Here is a 15365-nt window from a genome sequence, read left to right as displayed (position 1 = left end):
CTGGGCATGGGGTGATCGAACTTTTGAGTTCAGACTGGACCGCAGTTGTTCTGCTTTTGATCTGCCTGCTTGCCCTTTGGCCGGTCGGATATGTCGTAGCTGTGGGGTTTATGGGACGGCGGATAATGCGGGCTTGTGAACGATGGAATGGCGGGCCGTACCGGTTGGGAGAACGTGTCATGATCTTGTCCGGACCGTGGTCAGGCAGAGGGGCTTTCATTCACGAGAAATCCGTAGCCCGACTTGGCGGATTGCCGGGGTTGATGATCCTCCAGCCCTTGATTTCGCGACCTTCCGGGGTCTGCTTCAACCAGTGATTTTGGGCGGGGCCTGTTCAGGCAGCGTGATCTTGAGCTGGTCCAGCAGCAGTTGCAGATCCTTTGAAGGCTGCGTGTGGCGGCTCATCACCACCTCCCTTCCATCAGTTGTGGGCAGATGCACATCGAGCATCTGCACCGTCGCGAACTTCTCCAGCACACTTCGCGGTGTCAGCCCGCTGGCCGTCAGCCTCAAGCGCGCCTTGAGCGTCACCTGCAGGCAGTACGCCAGGAACGACACGAAGAGGTGCGCTTCAATGCGATGGTCCAACTGGTGGTGCACCGGCCGGATCCCCAGATCGTGTTTGAGCTCCTTGAACGCCTGCTCCACCTCCACCAGTTGCAGGTAATACTCCCAGAGCTTCGCGGGATCGGTCTCCGTCAAATTGGTGCGCAGCAGGTAACGCCCCTCCCGCCGCCATCCTTCACGCAACAGCTTGCGGTCCAGCTCCCAGCTCAGAGTCGCCCGCTGCCGGCCCTTGCCCTTGCTCTTGCTCTTGCTCTGGTCTTTGCCTGTTGCTGGCTGCAACTGCACGCTGACCTTGACAAAGCGCGCATCCCGCCCCGCCTCCTTTTTGGCGGCACCCAACGCTTCGTACATCGCATCACGGTGCAGGGGGCGCTTGCGCTTGCGCAACCCTTCCAGGGCATCCAGATACTTGCGCAGCCGGCGCCGACGCATCGAGCGTTCCTTGGCCACACGGTCCTGGCTTTGGGCCAGTACATAAGTCTCCCCTTCATGCGGCAGCAGTTTGACGCGCACCTGGGGGCGGGCCTGCTGCCAGGGTTGCCGGGCCAGTGACTCCTCCAGCTTGCTCAAGCGTCCTTTGGGCGTGCCCACCAGATAGCTCACCGGCGGAGTGCTCTGCCGCATCTGTTCAAGGGTCTCTTCAGTCGGGATGCCCCGGTCCATGACCCAGATGCGTTGGGCCTTGCCGTACTGGTCTTCGATCCTGGCCAGGAAGCTCTTGAGGGTGCTCTTGTCGGTGGTGTTGCCCGGCAGCACCTCATAGGCCAGCGGGAAGCCTTCGGGGGTGACGATGAGGGCAATGACCACCTGCACGCAGTCGCTGCGCTTGTCGCGGCTGTAACCAAAGCGGCGCAGACCGGTGGGGTTGTCCGGCGGGTTGCTTTCAAAGTAGGTGCTGGTCAGATCATACAGCAGCACCTCATAACGGGCTCCAAACAGGTCGCGCCAGCGCTCGGTGAGATGATCAAACAAGGCACGCTTGTGGGCCAGGATCTTGTCATGGCATTCGTAGAGACGGTGGATCTCGGCCAGGGCGAAGTCCGCGCCCAGCAGGTCGGCAATGGCCGTCTGGTCAAACCAGTGGCGGTGCAGCCGCCATTCGCTGCCCGGTTCGATGAGCCGGTAGAGCACCAGGGTCTGGAGCACCAGATCCCAGCGGGTGCCCTCACGACTGGGCGGCAGACGTGGTCGCCAGAAGTCAGCCAGGAGCAACTGCTCCCAGAGCAGGCAGGCCAGCCAGCAGGCCCCCCATTGCCGGGGCCGTTCCAGCCGCATGGCCGCAAGGCGCAGACGCACAATGGGCAACTCATCAACACCGACCTGCTCGGGAGCATGATCTTCGGCAAAGAGGGCCACCTGTTGAGGAGCGCTCTGGTCTTTGCCGAAGAGTTCAACCGTCTTGCGCCAGGAGGCTTCCTGACGACCATTGAGTTCACCCAGATAAAGGACGTGCCGCTGGACCACCTGCCGGGAACTGATCCGCCGGTTTTCGACGATGCTCCAGTAGAGGTGCTCTTTGCCATCCTTGAGCCGTTTGGTGGAACGCAGGAACATGATGGCCCAAGAAGTTAGCCAGCAAAACGCGCGTGCAACCACCAAGGTCTGCACTACAAGCCGTTTTTGAAACGGACCCTCGCAAAATCAAGGGTTGCAGCTCGATGGCAGGCCCAAAAATGCCAAAATCGGCCGCGAATCCGCCAAGTTGGGGTAGGGCAGGCAGGGGAATCACTCTCCAGGGTGAGCTTGGAGGATGAGATCAAAGGGGACAGTCGGAATCTCGTGCCGGACTATGCCTTGCTTCGTCTGTCTCCGAGGTCCTGATGGGCTGTGGTCGGTCAGGGGCTGGAAGTTCACTCCCGTGCCGTGAAGCTTCCGTGAACCTGTCCTCACCTCAACCGCCGGTTCTTGTCGATGATGCCAGCGATGATGGCGAGGTAGGAGGCAAGCCTTACAGCGTACACCAGCGGGGCCATCTCATCGTCCAGATGCAGCAGGGTGCGCATGATGCGCTCCAACATCATGAGCACGAAGGCGGTGCAGAAGTACAGAAAGAGCCGGTCTCTTGTGCGTTGCCAGAAACGCCAGAAGAACGCAGCGATGGTCAGGCTGGCGGCCGCAATCATTCCTGAAAGAAAAGCTTCGGACATGGTCAGAAGAGCGGGGGCGAAAGGAGGCTACGAAGAGCGGGAATTGAAGATCAGTCCGTAGAGTTGCACGGCCATGGCCGCACCAGTCAGGAGGTTCCGTTGCAGAGAAAGGTCTCTGGAGGGGTACACGATCATGTCCAGGATGAGCACCACGTTCGTCGCGGCCAGAAGAGTGAAGCAAAGCGCACTCCATAACAACAGAGGGAGGCGGGTCTCCCGGTAGCCGCGGAAGAGAAGGATGGCGCAGGCAAAAGCCGACAGCGAGCAGAGGATGTAAACGGTCTCCACCATGGCGGTTTACGGGTGCTGGCGAAATTTGAAGGCGTTGGCAAAAGATTGAGCGGGGTCTTGTGAATGCTGGCGTCGTCCAGGGTGGTAGATCACCTCGATGACCCTCACTGGGTAGGCCCCATAGACCTGGGCCAGTTCCTGCATGTATTCCCTCAGTTCGGGAGTGCGGGGGGCAAACTGATAGGTCGTCGGTGTCTGTCCGCCCGCCCCATTTTTCGAAGCCAGACCATGCTCCACCATGGTCTCCAACCACGCGGTGATGGAACCGCGGGAGCTCAGAATCTTGCTGTACACTTCATCCGCGGTGAAGACCGTTTCGGGTGTCGCCTCCAGGAGGAGCATCACTTCCAGATGCTCTACGGCAAACACATAGTGCTCGACGAAGTTTCGGATGCGGTCTGTGAGTGCTCCTTCTGCCACGTGAATAGGCTGTCCGATGAACGGGTGGGGTTGGTGAATGGGTCTGTGGCTCCGAGTCTGAAGATGGTTGGGACCATGGTTCGCAGACCGGTTTCTCACTGGATGGGTTTATTTTGTGGGTGTTGCAAATTAAAGTGTTGGGCGACGGCAGCCGTATTGGGGTAAAGCTTTGCTCTCTTCCGCCAGCGCGGCGGCCGCCCGTCGCGCGATTCCGTTTTTTCGCGTTCGCTTCTTCGTCCTCTCTCTCATCCGCTGCCGCAAGTGTGCCCATGAAGTCCGCCGCCTCAACCGAGCCTGTTGGAGTCTCCAGCCACGGAGATGAGTACCTCATCGAAATTCTGAACTCCATGCTGGCCTTGCGCAGCGGAGACTTCTCAAAACGCCTGCCTTCAGGGTGGACAGGCATTCAGGGAAAACTGGCGGATGCGTTTAATGAGATCCTGGGAATCAACGAGCGACGGGTCAAGGAAACAGCCCGAATCCGTCGGGTGGTGGGGAAGGAGGGCAAACTCAATCAACGTTTGCGCGTGCCGGGTCTGATCGGGGAGTGGGCAGAGGAGGTGGATGCCCTCAATGACTTGATGGACGATCTGGTGCGTCCCACAACGGAGGTGACCCGCACCATTGGTGCCGTGGCCAAGGGCGACCTCAGCCAGTCCATGGCGCTGGAGGCCGACGGTCGGGGACTGGAGGGCGAGTTCCTGCACTCTGCCCAGCTGGTGAACCGCATGATCGATCAGCTCTCAGTTTTCACCTCAGAAGTGACGCGTGTGGCCCGAGAGGTGGGTACCGAGGGCAAGCTGGGTGGTCAGGCCCAGGTGAAGGGGGTGTCCGGGGTCTGGCGAGACCTCACGGAGAGTGTGAACCAGATGGCCGGCAACCTGACCGCCCAGGTGCGCAACATTGTGGATGTGACCCTGGCTGTGGCCAATGGGGACCTTTCTAAGAAAATTACCGTGGACGTACGTGGGGAAATTCTTCAGCTCAAGGAGGGGATCAACACGATGGTGGAGCAGCTTCGCTCCTTCGCCTCTGAGGTGACGCGAGTGGCCCGTGAAGTGGGAACCGAGGGCCGACTGGGTGGGCAGGCGGTGGTGCCCGGTGTGGCAGGCACCTGGAAGGATCTTACTGACTCCGTGAACGCCATGGCGTCCAACCTCACGGCGCAGGTTCGCAACATTGCCGCCGTGACCACTGCAGTGGCTCGTGGGGACCTTTCGCGCAAGATCACGGTGGACGTGAAGGGTGAGATCCTGGAGCTCAAAGAAACCATCAACACCATGGTGGACCAGCTCAACGCCTTTGCCGCCGAAGTGACGCGTGTGGCCCGCGAAGTGGGGACCGAGGGCAAGCTGGGCGGTCAGGCGGAGGTGAGCGGTGTGGCGGGCACATGGAAGGATCTGACGGACAACGTGAACTTCATGGCCAACAACCTGACGGCGCAGGTGCGCAACATTGCCGATGTGGCCACGGCCATCGCTTTCGGTGACCTTTCGCGCAAGATCACGGTGGACGTGAAGGGTGAGATCCTCGAACTCAAGAACACCATCAATACCATGGTGGACCGGCTCAACTCCTTTGCCTCGGAAGTGAGCCGCGTGGCCCGTGAAGTGGGCACGGAAGGGGAACTGGGCGGCCAGGCGGAAGTGGGAGGCGTGGCGGGCACGTGGAAGGATCTGACGGACAACGTGAACTCGATGGCCTCCAACCTGACGGCGCAGGTGCGTAACATTGCCGATGTGGCCACAGCCGTGGCCAACGGGGACCTTTCCAAGAAGATCACGGTGGACGTGAAAGGGGAGATCCTCGAACTCAAGAACACCATCAATACGATGGTGGACCAGCTCAACGGGTTCGCCTCGGAAGTGACACGTGTAGCCCGTGAGGTGGGTACGGAGGGGAAGCTGGGCGGTCAGGCCCAGGCGCGTGGCGTGGCTGGGACGTGGAAGGATCTGACGGACAACGTGAACTCCATGGCGTCCAACCTGACGGCGCAGGTGCGAAACATCGCGGATGTGGCCACCGCCATCGCCCGCGGGGATCTTTCCCGCAAGATCACGGTGGACGTGAAAGGGGAGATCCTGGAGCTGAAAGAGACCATGAACACGATGGTGGACCAGCTCAACGGGTTCGCCTCGGAAGTGACGCGTGTCGCCCGTGAGGTGGGCACGGAAGGGAAGCTGGGCGGCCAGGCTGACGTGCAGGGGGTGGCGGGGACGTGGAAGGATCTTACGGACAACGTGAACTCCATGGCCAACAACCTGACGGCCCAGGTGCGTAACATCGCCGGTGTGACCACTGCGGTGGCCCGTGGGGACCTTTCCCGGAAGATCACGGTGGACGTGAAGGGTGAGATCCTCGAACTCAAGGACACCATCAACACCATGGTGGACCAGCTCAATGCCTTTGCCTCTGAGGTGAGCCGCGTGGCCCGTGAGGTGGGTACGGAAGGGAAGCTGGGCGGCCAGGCCCAGGTGCCAGGCGTGGCCGGGACATGGAAGGACCTGACGGACAACGTGAACTCGATGGCGTCCAACCTGACGGCCCAGGTGCGCAACATTGCCGAGGTGACCATCGCCGTGGCCAACGGGGACCTTTCCAAGAAGATCACGGTGGATGTGCGGGGTGAGATCCTCGAACTCAAGGAAACCATCAACACGATGGTGGATCAGCTCAACGCCTTCGCCGCCGAGGTGAGCCGTGTGGCCCGCGAGGTGGGCACAGAAGGGAAGCTGGGCGGCCAGGCGCAGGTGCCCGGGGTGGCCGGGACATGGAAGGATCTGACGGACAACGTGAACTCGATGGCGTCCAACCTGACGGCCCAGGTGCGCAACATTGCCGACGTGGCCACGGCCATCGCAAAGGGGGACCTTTCCAGCAAGATCACGGTGGATGTGCAAGGGGAGATCCTCCAGCTCAAGGAAACCATGAACACGATGGTGGACCAGTTGAGCGCTTTCGCTTCGGAAGTGACCCGAGTGGCGCGTGAAGTGGGCACGGAAGGGAAGCTGGGCGGCCAGGCTGAAGTGCCCGGGGTGGCCGGTACATGGAAGGATCTGACGGACAACGTGAACTCCATGGCCTCCAACCTCACTGGCCAGGTGCGCAACATTGCCGAGGTGACCATCGCTGTGGCCAACGGAGACCTCTCCCGCAAGATCACCGTGGACGTGCGTGGAGAGATCCTCCAGCTCAAGGAAACCATCAACACCATGGTGGAGCAGCTCCGCTCCTTTGCCTCGGAAGTGACGCGTGTGGCCCGTGAGGTGGGCACGGAAGGGCGGCTGGGCGTACAGGCCGTGGTGCCGGGCGTGGCGGGGACGTGGAAGGACTTGACCGACTCCGTGAACGCCATGGGTGGCAACCTGACGGCGCAGGTGCGCAACATTGCGGAAGTGACCACGGCGGTGGCGCGCGGAGACCTTTCCCGGAAGATCACGGTGGACGTGAAGGGTGAGATCCTCGAACTCAAGAACACCATCAACACGATGGTGGACCAGCTCAACGCCTTTGCCGCAGAAGTGACGCGCGTGGCCCGTGAAGTGGGTACGGAGGGGAAGCTGGGCGGCCAGGCCCGCGTGCCGGGTGTGGCGGGTACTTGGAAGGACCTGACCGACTCCGTGAACGTGATGGCGGCAAACCTGACCGACCAGGTGCGCGGGATTGTGAAAGTGGTGACGGCAGTGGCTGATGGCAACCTGCGCCAGAAGCTGACGGTGCAGGCCAAAGGGGAAGTGGCCGCGCTGGCGGAGACGATCAACAATATGACGGACACCCTCGCCACCTTTGCCGATCAGGTGACCAACGTGGCCCGTGAAGTGGGGGTGGAAGGCCGGTTGGGCGGTCAGGCCAACGTGCCGGGTGCGGCCGGGACGTGGAAGGATCTTACCGGCAACGTGAACCTGCTGGCGGCGAACTTGACCACCCAGGTCCGGGCCATCGCCGAGGTGGCGACGGCTGTGACCAAAGGGGACCTCACCCGCTCCATCCAGGTGGAGACGCGCGGCGAGGTGGCCCAGCTCAAGGACAACATCAACACGATGATCAACAACCTGCGCGAGACCACCGAGCGCAACCAGGAGCAGGACTGGCTGAAGACCAACGTGGCCAAGTTCACCCGCATGCTTCAAGGCCAGCGGGATCTCTTCACGGTGGGCCAGATGCTGCTTTCTGAGCTCGCTCCGCTTGTTTCCGCGCACCAGGGGACCATTTACCAGATGACCGGGGATGCGGACCGCTCCCTCCGCCTGCTGGCAGGCTTTGCCACGCCCAAGGGGCAAAGTGAGCGGCTCGAACTGGGCGAGGGGCTGGTGGGCCAGTGCGCTCTGGAGCAGCAGCACATCCTGCTCGCGGAAGTGCCGGCGCATTATTCGAATGTGCGTTCCAGCCTCGGGCAGGCTCTTCCGGCCAACATTGTGGTGCTGCCCGTGTTGTTTGAGGGGGAGACGAAAGCTGTGATTGAACTGGCGTCTCTGCACCGCTTCACCGCAGCGCATCTGAACTTCCTCGAGCAGCTCACCCAGTCCATCGGGGTGGTGTTGAACACGATCGAGGCCACCATGCGCACCGAGGGGCTCCTCCAGCAGAGCCAGCAGCTCACCGCTGAACTCCAGTCTGGCCAGAACGAACTCCAGCAGACAAATGAAGAACTGGAGCAGAAGGCACAGGAATTGGCGGAGCAGAATGCCGAAGTAGAGCGCAAGAACCGCGAGATCGAGCAGGCCCGACGCGCACTGGAGGACAAGGCCGCCGAGCTGGCCCTTACTTCCAAGTACAAGTCCGAGTTCCTGGCCAACATGTCCCACGAGTTGCGCACGCCGCTCAACTCCATTCTCATCCTCGGGCAGCAACTCGCCGAGAACAGTGCAGGCAATCTCAGCACCCGGCAGGTGGATTTTGCCCGCAACATCCACTCTGCAGGCTCGGATCTGCTCAACCTCATCAACGACATCCTGGACCTCTCCAAGATCGAATCGGGGACAGTCTCGGTGGAAGCTGAGGAAATTACTTTTGCCACCCTGCGGGATTCCGTGGAGCGCAACTTCCGCCACATCGCTGAGAACAAGAACCTGCCCTTCAAGCTGGACTTTGATCCGGGGCTGCCCCGCCACTTCAGCACGGACCCCAAACGTCTCCAGCAGATCGTGAAGAACCTGCTCTCCAACGCGTTCAAGTTCACCTCCCAGGGGAGTGTGAATCTGAAGGTGGGGCTCGCTTCGGAGGGGTGGAGCCCGGATCATCCGGTGCTCAGTCGGGTGCCGAGTGTCATGAGCATCGCGATCAAGGACACGGGCATTGGCATCGTTCCCGAGAAGCAGCGCCTCATTTTCGAGGCCTTCCAGCAGGCGGATGCGGGCACCTCCCGCAAGTACGGCGGCACCGGGCTGGGCCTGGCCATCTCCCGTGAGCTCGCCACCCTGCTGGGCGGCGAGATCCGCCTCCACAGCGTGGCAGGAGAGGGCAGCACCTTCACCCTCTATCTGCCTCTGGACTACGTGGGTCCCGCGGGGCGTGGTGAGGGCGAGCCCAGAAGGGAGATGATCAAGCGTGCCACCGGTCCGTTGAGCATTTCCTCATTCCGAGTGCAGGATGAAGACCAGATTGTGGATGATCGGGACCTCGTTCTGCCAGGGGACAACGTCTTGCTCATTGTCGAGGACGATGTGCATTATGCGCGGGTCCTGCTGGGACTGGCCCGGGACAGGGGCTTCAAGGGACTGGTGGCCACGCGTGGCCAGCAGGCACTCGCACTGGCCCGGCAGTACCAGGTCACTGCCATCACGCTGGACATCTTCCTTCCAGACATGCTGGGATGGACGGTGCTGAACAATCTCAAGCTCGATCCCACCACCCGGCACATCCCGGTGCAGATTATTTCCTTGGATGAAGAACGGCGTCACGGGCTCTCCCGTGGAGCCTTCTCCTACATGGTGAAGCCGGCCACCACGGATGATCTTGAGATGGCCTTTGACCGCATCAAGATCTTCTCCCAGCCCCGGATGAAGCGGCTGCTTGTGGTGGAGGACAACGAGATAGAGCGCGAAAGCATCAAGGAGCTGCTTGGGGGCAGAGACATCCAGATCGTCACCGTGGGGCGTGGCAAGGAGGCCCTGGGCCTCCTGCTGGACCAGCACTTCGACTGTGCGGTGCTGGATCTCCGGCTGCCGGACATGAGCGGATTCGAACTGCTCGAGACCATTCAGAAGGAGCCCACCCTGCAGGAGGTTCCCATCGTAGTCTATACGGGCAAGGATCTCTCTCCGGACGAGGAAAAACAGCTGCGTCAGGTGGCCAAGAGCGTGGTGTTGAAGGATGTGCAGTCTCCGGAGCGTTTGCTGGATGAGACAGCTCTCTTCCTCCATCGTGTGATGACTGACCTGCCTGAGGCAAAACAGAAGATGATCGGCAGCCTGCATGAGTCCAATGAGGTGTTGCACGGTCGGAAGGTGCTGGTGGTGGACGATGATGCCCGGAACATTTTTGCGCTCTCCATTCTCCTGGAAAACCATGACATGGAGGTCTTGAGCGTCACGAACGGCCGCCAGGCCGTAAAGCTGATTGAAGAGAATCCGGACCTCTCCATGGTGTTGATGGATATCATGATGCCGGAGATGGACGGCTACCAGACCATGCGAGAGATCCGCAAAAACCCTGAATTCCGCACCCTGCCCATCATCGCTCTCACGGCAAAGGCGATGAAAGGGGACCGGGAGAAGTGCCTGGAGGCTGGTGCCAGTGACTATATTGCAAAGCCGGTGAATACGGAGCAGCTGCTTTCGCTCCTGCGTGTCTGGCTGCACCGCTGATTTCACCCCCCCCTGACTGATATCGACTCTTGCATTGAATATGGGTGATCCCATCAACATTCTCCTGGTGGATGACGACGAGCGGAACCTCCTCGTCCTGGAGACCATTCTGAGTTCGCCAGAACACCGGCTGCTGAAGGCCACCACTGCCAACCAGGCGCTTCTGGCTCTGGTGGAAAACGAGTGCGCGGCCATCGTCATGGATGTGAAGATGCCCGACATGAGCGGCATTGAGCTGGCCCAGCTCATCAAGCAGCGCAAGAAAACCCAGCATATTCCCATCCTCTTCCTCACGGCGCACTACTTTGAAGAGGAGCATGTGGTCATGGGCTATGGCGCTGGGGCGGTGGACTACATCACGAAGCCGGTCAATCCGACGATCCTGCGTTCGAAGATCAGCGTTTTCGTGGAGCTCTTCCGCAAGTCTGCGGAGCTTGCCCGCTTGAACCAGGAACTGGCGGTGAAAAACGCCGAGCTGGAGCGCAGTGCGGAGGATCGGGCCCAGCGCATCCGCGCGGAAGCTGCGCGGGCGGAGGCTGAGGCGGCCAACCAGGCCAAGGACCGCTTCCTTGCCATGTTGTCTCATGAGCTCCGGGCCCCTCTCTCTCCCGTGATCCACGCCGTGACCCTCATTGAGGAGGAGAATGAGTGCAGCCCCTCCGTGAAAGAGCTCCTGGATACCATCCGCCGGAATGTGAAGCTGGAAGCCAGGCTCATCGATGACTTGCTGGACGTCGCGCGCATCCGCAGCGGCAAACTGCAACTCCATCCCGAGAATGTGGATGTGCACAACCTCGTGAGACGGACTGTGCAAGTGTGTGAGCCCGAGGCTGGTGCCAGGGAGATCGTCGTACGGACGGATCTGCAGGCCACGCAGGCCCAGGTGGTGGCGGATGGCTCGCGCATCCAGCAGATCGTGTACAATCTGCTGGGCAATGCCATCAAGTACACGGGTAGAGGTGGAGAAGTGCGAATCTCCACTGAAAACGATCCGACGGGTGGCCTGTTGGAAATCCGGGTGGAAGACTCGGGTATTGGGATAGAACCCGGGAAGCTGGAAAAGATTTTTGATGCCTTTGAGCAGGTGCATGGCGACCGGTCAACGGGCCTCGGTCTGGGGCTGGCGATTTGTCGGGTGCTGGTGGAGCTGCACGGCGGTTCAATCCGGGCCGCCAGTCGTGGGGCGGAGCTGGGCAGTGCTTTTACTGTCTCCCTGCCGCTCCGGGCGGCCAGCCTGCCCGAGGCACCGGTGGCACCGCATACGCTAAAGGACACGATTCCCGCCTTGCGGCTGCTGCTTGTGGAGGATCATGAAGATACGGCCAACAGCTTGAAACGCCTTCTCCTGAGACGCGGCTATCAGGTCACTCTGGCCACCAGCGTGGCGGGTGCGTCTGATGCCATGCGGTTGGATCGCTTTGATGTGCTCATCAGCGACATTGGTCTGCCCGATGGTCAGGGGCTCGAACTCATGGAGCCATTCGTCGAAGTTGCCAAACCTCGAACGGTTGCCGGCATCGCCTTGAGTGGCTATGGCATGGCGGAGGATCTCCAGCGCAGCCAGATGGCGGGATTTGCCTATCACCTGACCAAGCCGGTGGACGTTGCGGAGCTCGAAAGCTGCCTCGTCGCCCTTTCTCCGCAACTCGCGGGGGCGTCCTAGACTGGCCGGGTGAAAGTGTTGCAAAATCGGCTGGGAAAACTCCCAACTTTTCCCGTTAAGGCCCCTATGCCGGTCACGCTTGCCCCTTCCACCTCCCGTCGTCGCTTTCTTGCCCAGTCCGCCGCAGCCGTGTGCTTCGGCTGGTCTTCCCGCTTCCTCGGTGCCCAAGCCACACCTGGCGCCGACAACGTGTGGGCGCTTTTCTCGGACACCCACATTGATGCGGATCCTCTGGCGGTGTCCCGTGGCGTGACGATGGCCGCCAACCTGAGGTCCTGCGTGGCGGAAGTTCTTGCCCGGGCCGAACGGCCAGCAGGCCTCATCCTCAGCGGGGACTGCGCTCACCTGAAGGGGATGAGGGCCGACTATCAGACGCTGAAACCCCTCCTGCAGCCGCTCGTGGCGGCGAAGCTGCCTGTGCACCTGCTGATGGGGAACCACGATGATCGGGTGGCGGTCACCGAGGTGCTGGATTGTGCCACCTCGCCAGCGGTTCCTAGTCGCTTCGTTTCGGTGCAGGAGACGCCGCATGCCAATTGGTTCCTGCTCGACAGTCTGGACAAGGTGAATTCCACCCCCGGGGTATTGGGCGGGGAGCAACTCGCCTGGCTCGGCAGGGAGCTCGACGCCCGATCTGATAGACCCGCCGTGATCGTCGTGCACCACAACATCACCCTCCAGGAGTCCAAGACCGATGCGCTCTTGGATTCAACCTCCCTTTTGGAGTTGTTGCGTCCCCGCAGGCAGGTGAAGGCGTGCATTTACGGGCACACGCATCGATGGAGCCACACGGAGGACGAGAGTGGCCTGCACTTCATCAACCTCCCGCCTGTGGCTTATGTGTTCAAGCAGGAGTTCCCCAACGGATGGGTGCTGGCCACTTTGCAGCCAGATGCCCTGCGGCTGGAACTCCGCGCACTGGATGCGAATCACCCTCAGCATGGGGAGGTGAAGACGCTGAAATGGCGGGTATGAGCCTTTGGAGGGCTATCGCTTCACCTCTTCGAAGGGCGAGATGATGACCGGATAGTCCGTGAGCTGCTGGATCTGGATGCCGTATAGCTTGCAGATGGCATTTGCCTCGGACTCCGGGTAGTCGTCCCGATAGTAGATCTCTTTTACTCCGTAGGCGGCCAGCATCTGGGCGCAACTCGTGCAGGGCTTTGTGGTGCAGGCCACCAGCTTCACGGTGCCCCGGGTGAAGAGGGAACAGAGATTCACCTCCGCATGCAGCATGAACTTGCGCCGGATGTCACGATCCAGCCAGAATTCGTGGTCCGCATTGAACCCCGGTGCCAACCCGTTGTAGGCCGTGCCGATGACCCGGTTGTCGAAGTCGAACGCCACCGCTCCCACCTTCCGGTAAGGATCTTCAGACCGCAGGCTCGCCACATGGGCCAGGGCCATCGCGTACTCCGGGATGCTGATGCGCGTCCGGGGCGGCGTCACGTTGGGGATGGAGGAGGCGTCGGACATGGCAATGGGTGAAGGCTGCAAAAATAATTTGAGTGATGAACGGGAATCGCCCGCTAGGTTCGCCGGATGATGCAAGCCCCGGGCCAAGAATGCCAGTCACAAATGATCCCCCCTGGGGGAAACTCCGCCGCCCGCTGGCTGACTTGGATGCTCGCTGGAGCAGCTCTTTTGTTCTGGATCGCGGTCCTGGCCACCGGGAAGGACTGGCGCGATGCGCTCCACATTCTGGAGGGCGAGGCAAAGGTGAAGTCGCAGGACCGGGTCATCGCCTACGCGCACTGGGGACTTTATTGGGGATGCTTGCTTGATGCCGTGCTCTGCACTGGTCTCGGGGCCACGGCCCGCTGGTGGGCCGCTGCCGTTCGACCAGGGCAGGCGGTCAAGGTCGCCCGCCTGTCCCGCATCGGGTGGGTCGCTTTGTTCACGATCCTGGTGCTGGCTGGCACCGTGCGTTGGCTGCGTCTGGATCTCAGCCTCTACAACGACGAGGCGCACAACTTCAGACGTTATTTCTCCGGGTACTTTCAGCAGCGCACTGACGGTACCTCTCGCTGGCGGGAGCCTTCATGGGGCGAAACCCTCTGGCTCAACCAGGTGGGGAACAACTCCACGCCGTTCTCCGTGTCGGCCCGGCTCAGTCATGCGGCGGCCCTCCGGCTCACCGGGGCCCCGGTGGGTACGGTGCATGAGGTGGGGCTGCGTTTCCCCTCCTGGGTGGCAGGGCTTGTCACCTTGGTGGTGGTTTGGATTTTGCTCCGGCGGCTTTTTCCTGGCAGCGCTGCCTGCTGGTGGGGCATGCTCCTGCTGGGGCTGCATCCGTGGCATGTGCGTTATTCATCAGAGGCCAGGGGGTATGCCTTCATGATGCTGGGGGTGGCATTATGTCTCTATTTCGCCCTGCGGGCGTGGCAGGAGAATCGCTGGCGCTGGTGGGTGGGCATGGGGCTGGCCCAGTTCTTCGCCTTGTGGAGCTTTTCCGGGACTCTCTACTATCTGGTTGCTTTCAACGGCCTTTTCCTGCTCGGCTGGGTTTGGCGTGTCTGGAAAGGCCGGCAGGGTTGGGGCCAGCTTTGGGGGCCTCTGTTTGGCATGGTGGTGGGGGCGATGTTTGCCGTGCCGTTGCTGTTGCCCATGTTGCCCCAGTTGCTGAAGGCCTTGCAAAACAACGTCAGCATCCACGGCCATATGGGGTTGGGATGGTGGCTGGACCTGGCAGGTTGTCTGGTGGCTGGCGTCCGGTGGGTGGACTCTGATCCGGGAAATCCCGTGAACCTCGCTCTCGGACGCTTCCTTTCTCAGCAGCCATGGATTTGGGTGGGTGTTGGCAGTGTGGGGTTGCTTGCTGCCTTGGGCAGTGTGGCCCTGGTTCGGGCGGGAGGAGTGGCCAGGGTGATCCTTGTGGCGGGGCCTCTTGCCGTCTTAGGCGGCTGGCTTGCCATGGGACGGCAGGGGAATTTCATACACCTCTGGTATCTTTTGCACGTCCTGACCGGGTGGTGCGTGGTGCTGGGGGCGGCAGGCAGCTTCGGCAATCGACACCTCTGGCAGCGTGCCGCAGTGGGTTTCCTCCTGACCATGGTGTTGACAGGATGGCTCTGGATGGGCCTTCGCTATCACCATCTCGGCAAGGAGGATCTCCGCGGTGTCGCTCAAGCCGTGCCTGCCGGGGCTTTCCACGCGGCGGCTTACTCGGATGTGGATATCTATGACCGTGGGGTGGCCATTATTGAGCAGACTTCCGAACTGGATCCGCTCATCGCCCGCGCTCGTCAGGAAAATCGCGTTTTCTACATCAGTTTCAGTCGGAAAATAGCCGATCCTGAATTTGAAAAAATGTTCAAACGAATCGAGCGGGGAGGGGAATTTGAAAAAATTGCCATCCTTTGGGGTCAGGAAGAGGGGCAATTTACTCATTATTTGTATAAATTGAGGTAAATGAGCATTGACTGGTCTGTTCTTTTGAACACAATCCTCCTCTCATGAAGAGGCGCTCCA

Annotated in this window: 9 protein-coding genes; 4 read left to right on the top strand and 5 right to left on the bottom strand. The window is 61.0% G+C overall.

Annotated features, from left to right (window positions below; genetic code table 11):
- Nucleotides 1-306: 306 nt before the first annotated feature.
- The 4 genes from VSP_RS23985 to VSP_RS23970 all read right to left on the bottom strand — a co-directional run bounded on the left by VSP_RS23985 (nt 307) and on the right by VSP_RS23970 (nt 3425).
- The gene (locus VSP_RS23985) at nt 307-2121 is read right to left on the bottom strand and encodes an IS1634-like element ISVsp1 family transposase (RefSeq protein WP_009959415.1); all 1815 of its coding nucleotides are present in this window, start codon (nt 2119-2121) and stop codon (nt 307-309) included.
- Between the two features lie 332 nt (nt 2122-2453).
- The gene (locus VSP_RS23980; protein WP_029190713.1) at nt 2454-2714 is read right to left on the bottom strand and encodes a DUF5985 family protein; all 261 of its coding nucleotides are present in this window, start codon (nt 2712-2714) and stop codon (nt 2454-2456) included.
- Nucleotides 2715-2741: 27 nt separating this feature from the next.
- Nucleotides 2742-3005 carry a DUF5985 family protein gene (locus VSP_RS23975; protein WP_009963889.1) on the bottom strand — a complete coding sequence of 88 codons (264 nt, stop codon included), beginning with the start codon at nt 3003-3005 and terminating at the stop codon, nt 2742-2744.
- Between the two features lie 6 nt (nt 3006-3011).
- Complete coding sequence (locus VSP_RS23970) at nt 3012-3425, bottom strand: hypothetical protein (protein ID WP_009963888.1); 414 nt, start codon at nt 3423-3425, stop codon at nt 3012-3014.
- Nucleotides 3426-3694: 269 nt separating this feature from the next.
- Here VSP_RS23970 and VSP_RS23965 point away from each other — a divergent pair, with 269 nt between their 5' ends.
- The 3 genes from VSP_RS23965 to VSP_RS37185 all read left to right on the top strand — a co-directional run bounded on the left by VSP_RS23965 (nt 3695) and on the right by VSP_RS37185 (nt 12869).
- Complete coding sequence (locus VSP_RS23965) at nt 3695-10231, top strand: HAMP domain-containing protein (RefSeq protein WP_009963887.1); 6537 nt, start codon at nt 3695-3697, stop codon at nt 10229-10231.
- A 40-nt stretch (nt 10232-10271) separates the two neighbouring features.
- Entirely contained in the window at nt 10272-11894 is a 1623-nt protein-coding gene (locus VSP_RS23960) for an ATP-binding response regulator (RefSeq protein ID WP_009963886.1), read from the top strand.
- A gap of 66 nt (nt 11895-11960) precedes the next feature.
- The gene (locus VSP_RS37185) at nt 11961-12869 is read left to right on the top strand and encodes a metallophosphoesterase family protein (protein WP_009963884.1); all 909 of its coding nucleotides are present in this window, start codon (nt 11961-11963) and stop codon (nt 12867-12869) included.
- A 12-nt stretch (nt 12870-12881) separates the two neighbouring features.
- Here the strand turns inward: VSP_RS37185 and VSP_RS23950 are convergent, their stop codons facing one another.
- Entirely contained in the window at nt 12882-13370 is a 489-nt protein-coding gene (locus tag VSP_RS23950) for a deoxycytidylate deaminase (RefSeq protein WP_009963883.1), read from the bottom strand.
- Between the two features lie 102 nt (nt 13371-13472).
- Here VSP_RS23950 and VSP_RS23945 point away from each other — a divergent pair, with 102 nt between their 5' ends.
- Entirely contained in the window at nt 13473-15305 is a 1833-nt protein-coding gene (locus VSP_RS23945; protein WP_009963882.1) for a glycosyltransferase family 39 protein, read from the top strand.
- Nucleotides 15306-15365 lie beyond the last annotated feature (60 nt).

This window comes from Verrucomicrobium spinosum DSM 4136 = JCM 18804, from assembly GCF_000172155.1.
GTDB classification, from domain to species: domain Bacteria; phylum Verrucomicrobiota; class Verrucomicrobiia; order Verrucomicrobiales; family Verrucomicrobiaceae; genus Verrucomicrobium; species Verrucomicrobium spinosum.
This window is presented reverse-complemented; position numbering and strand designations above follow the sequence as displayed.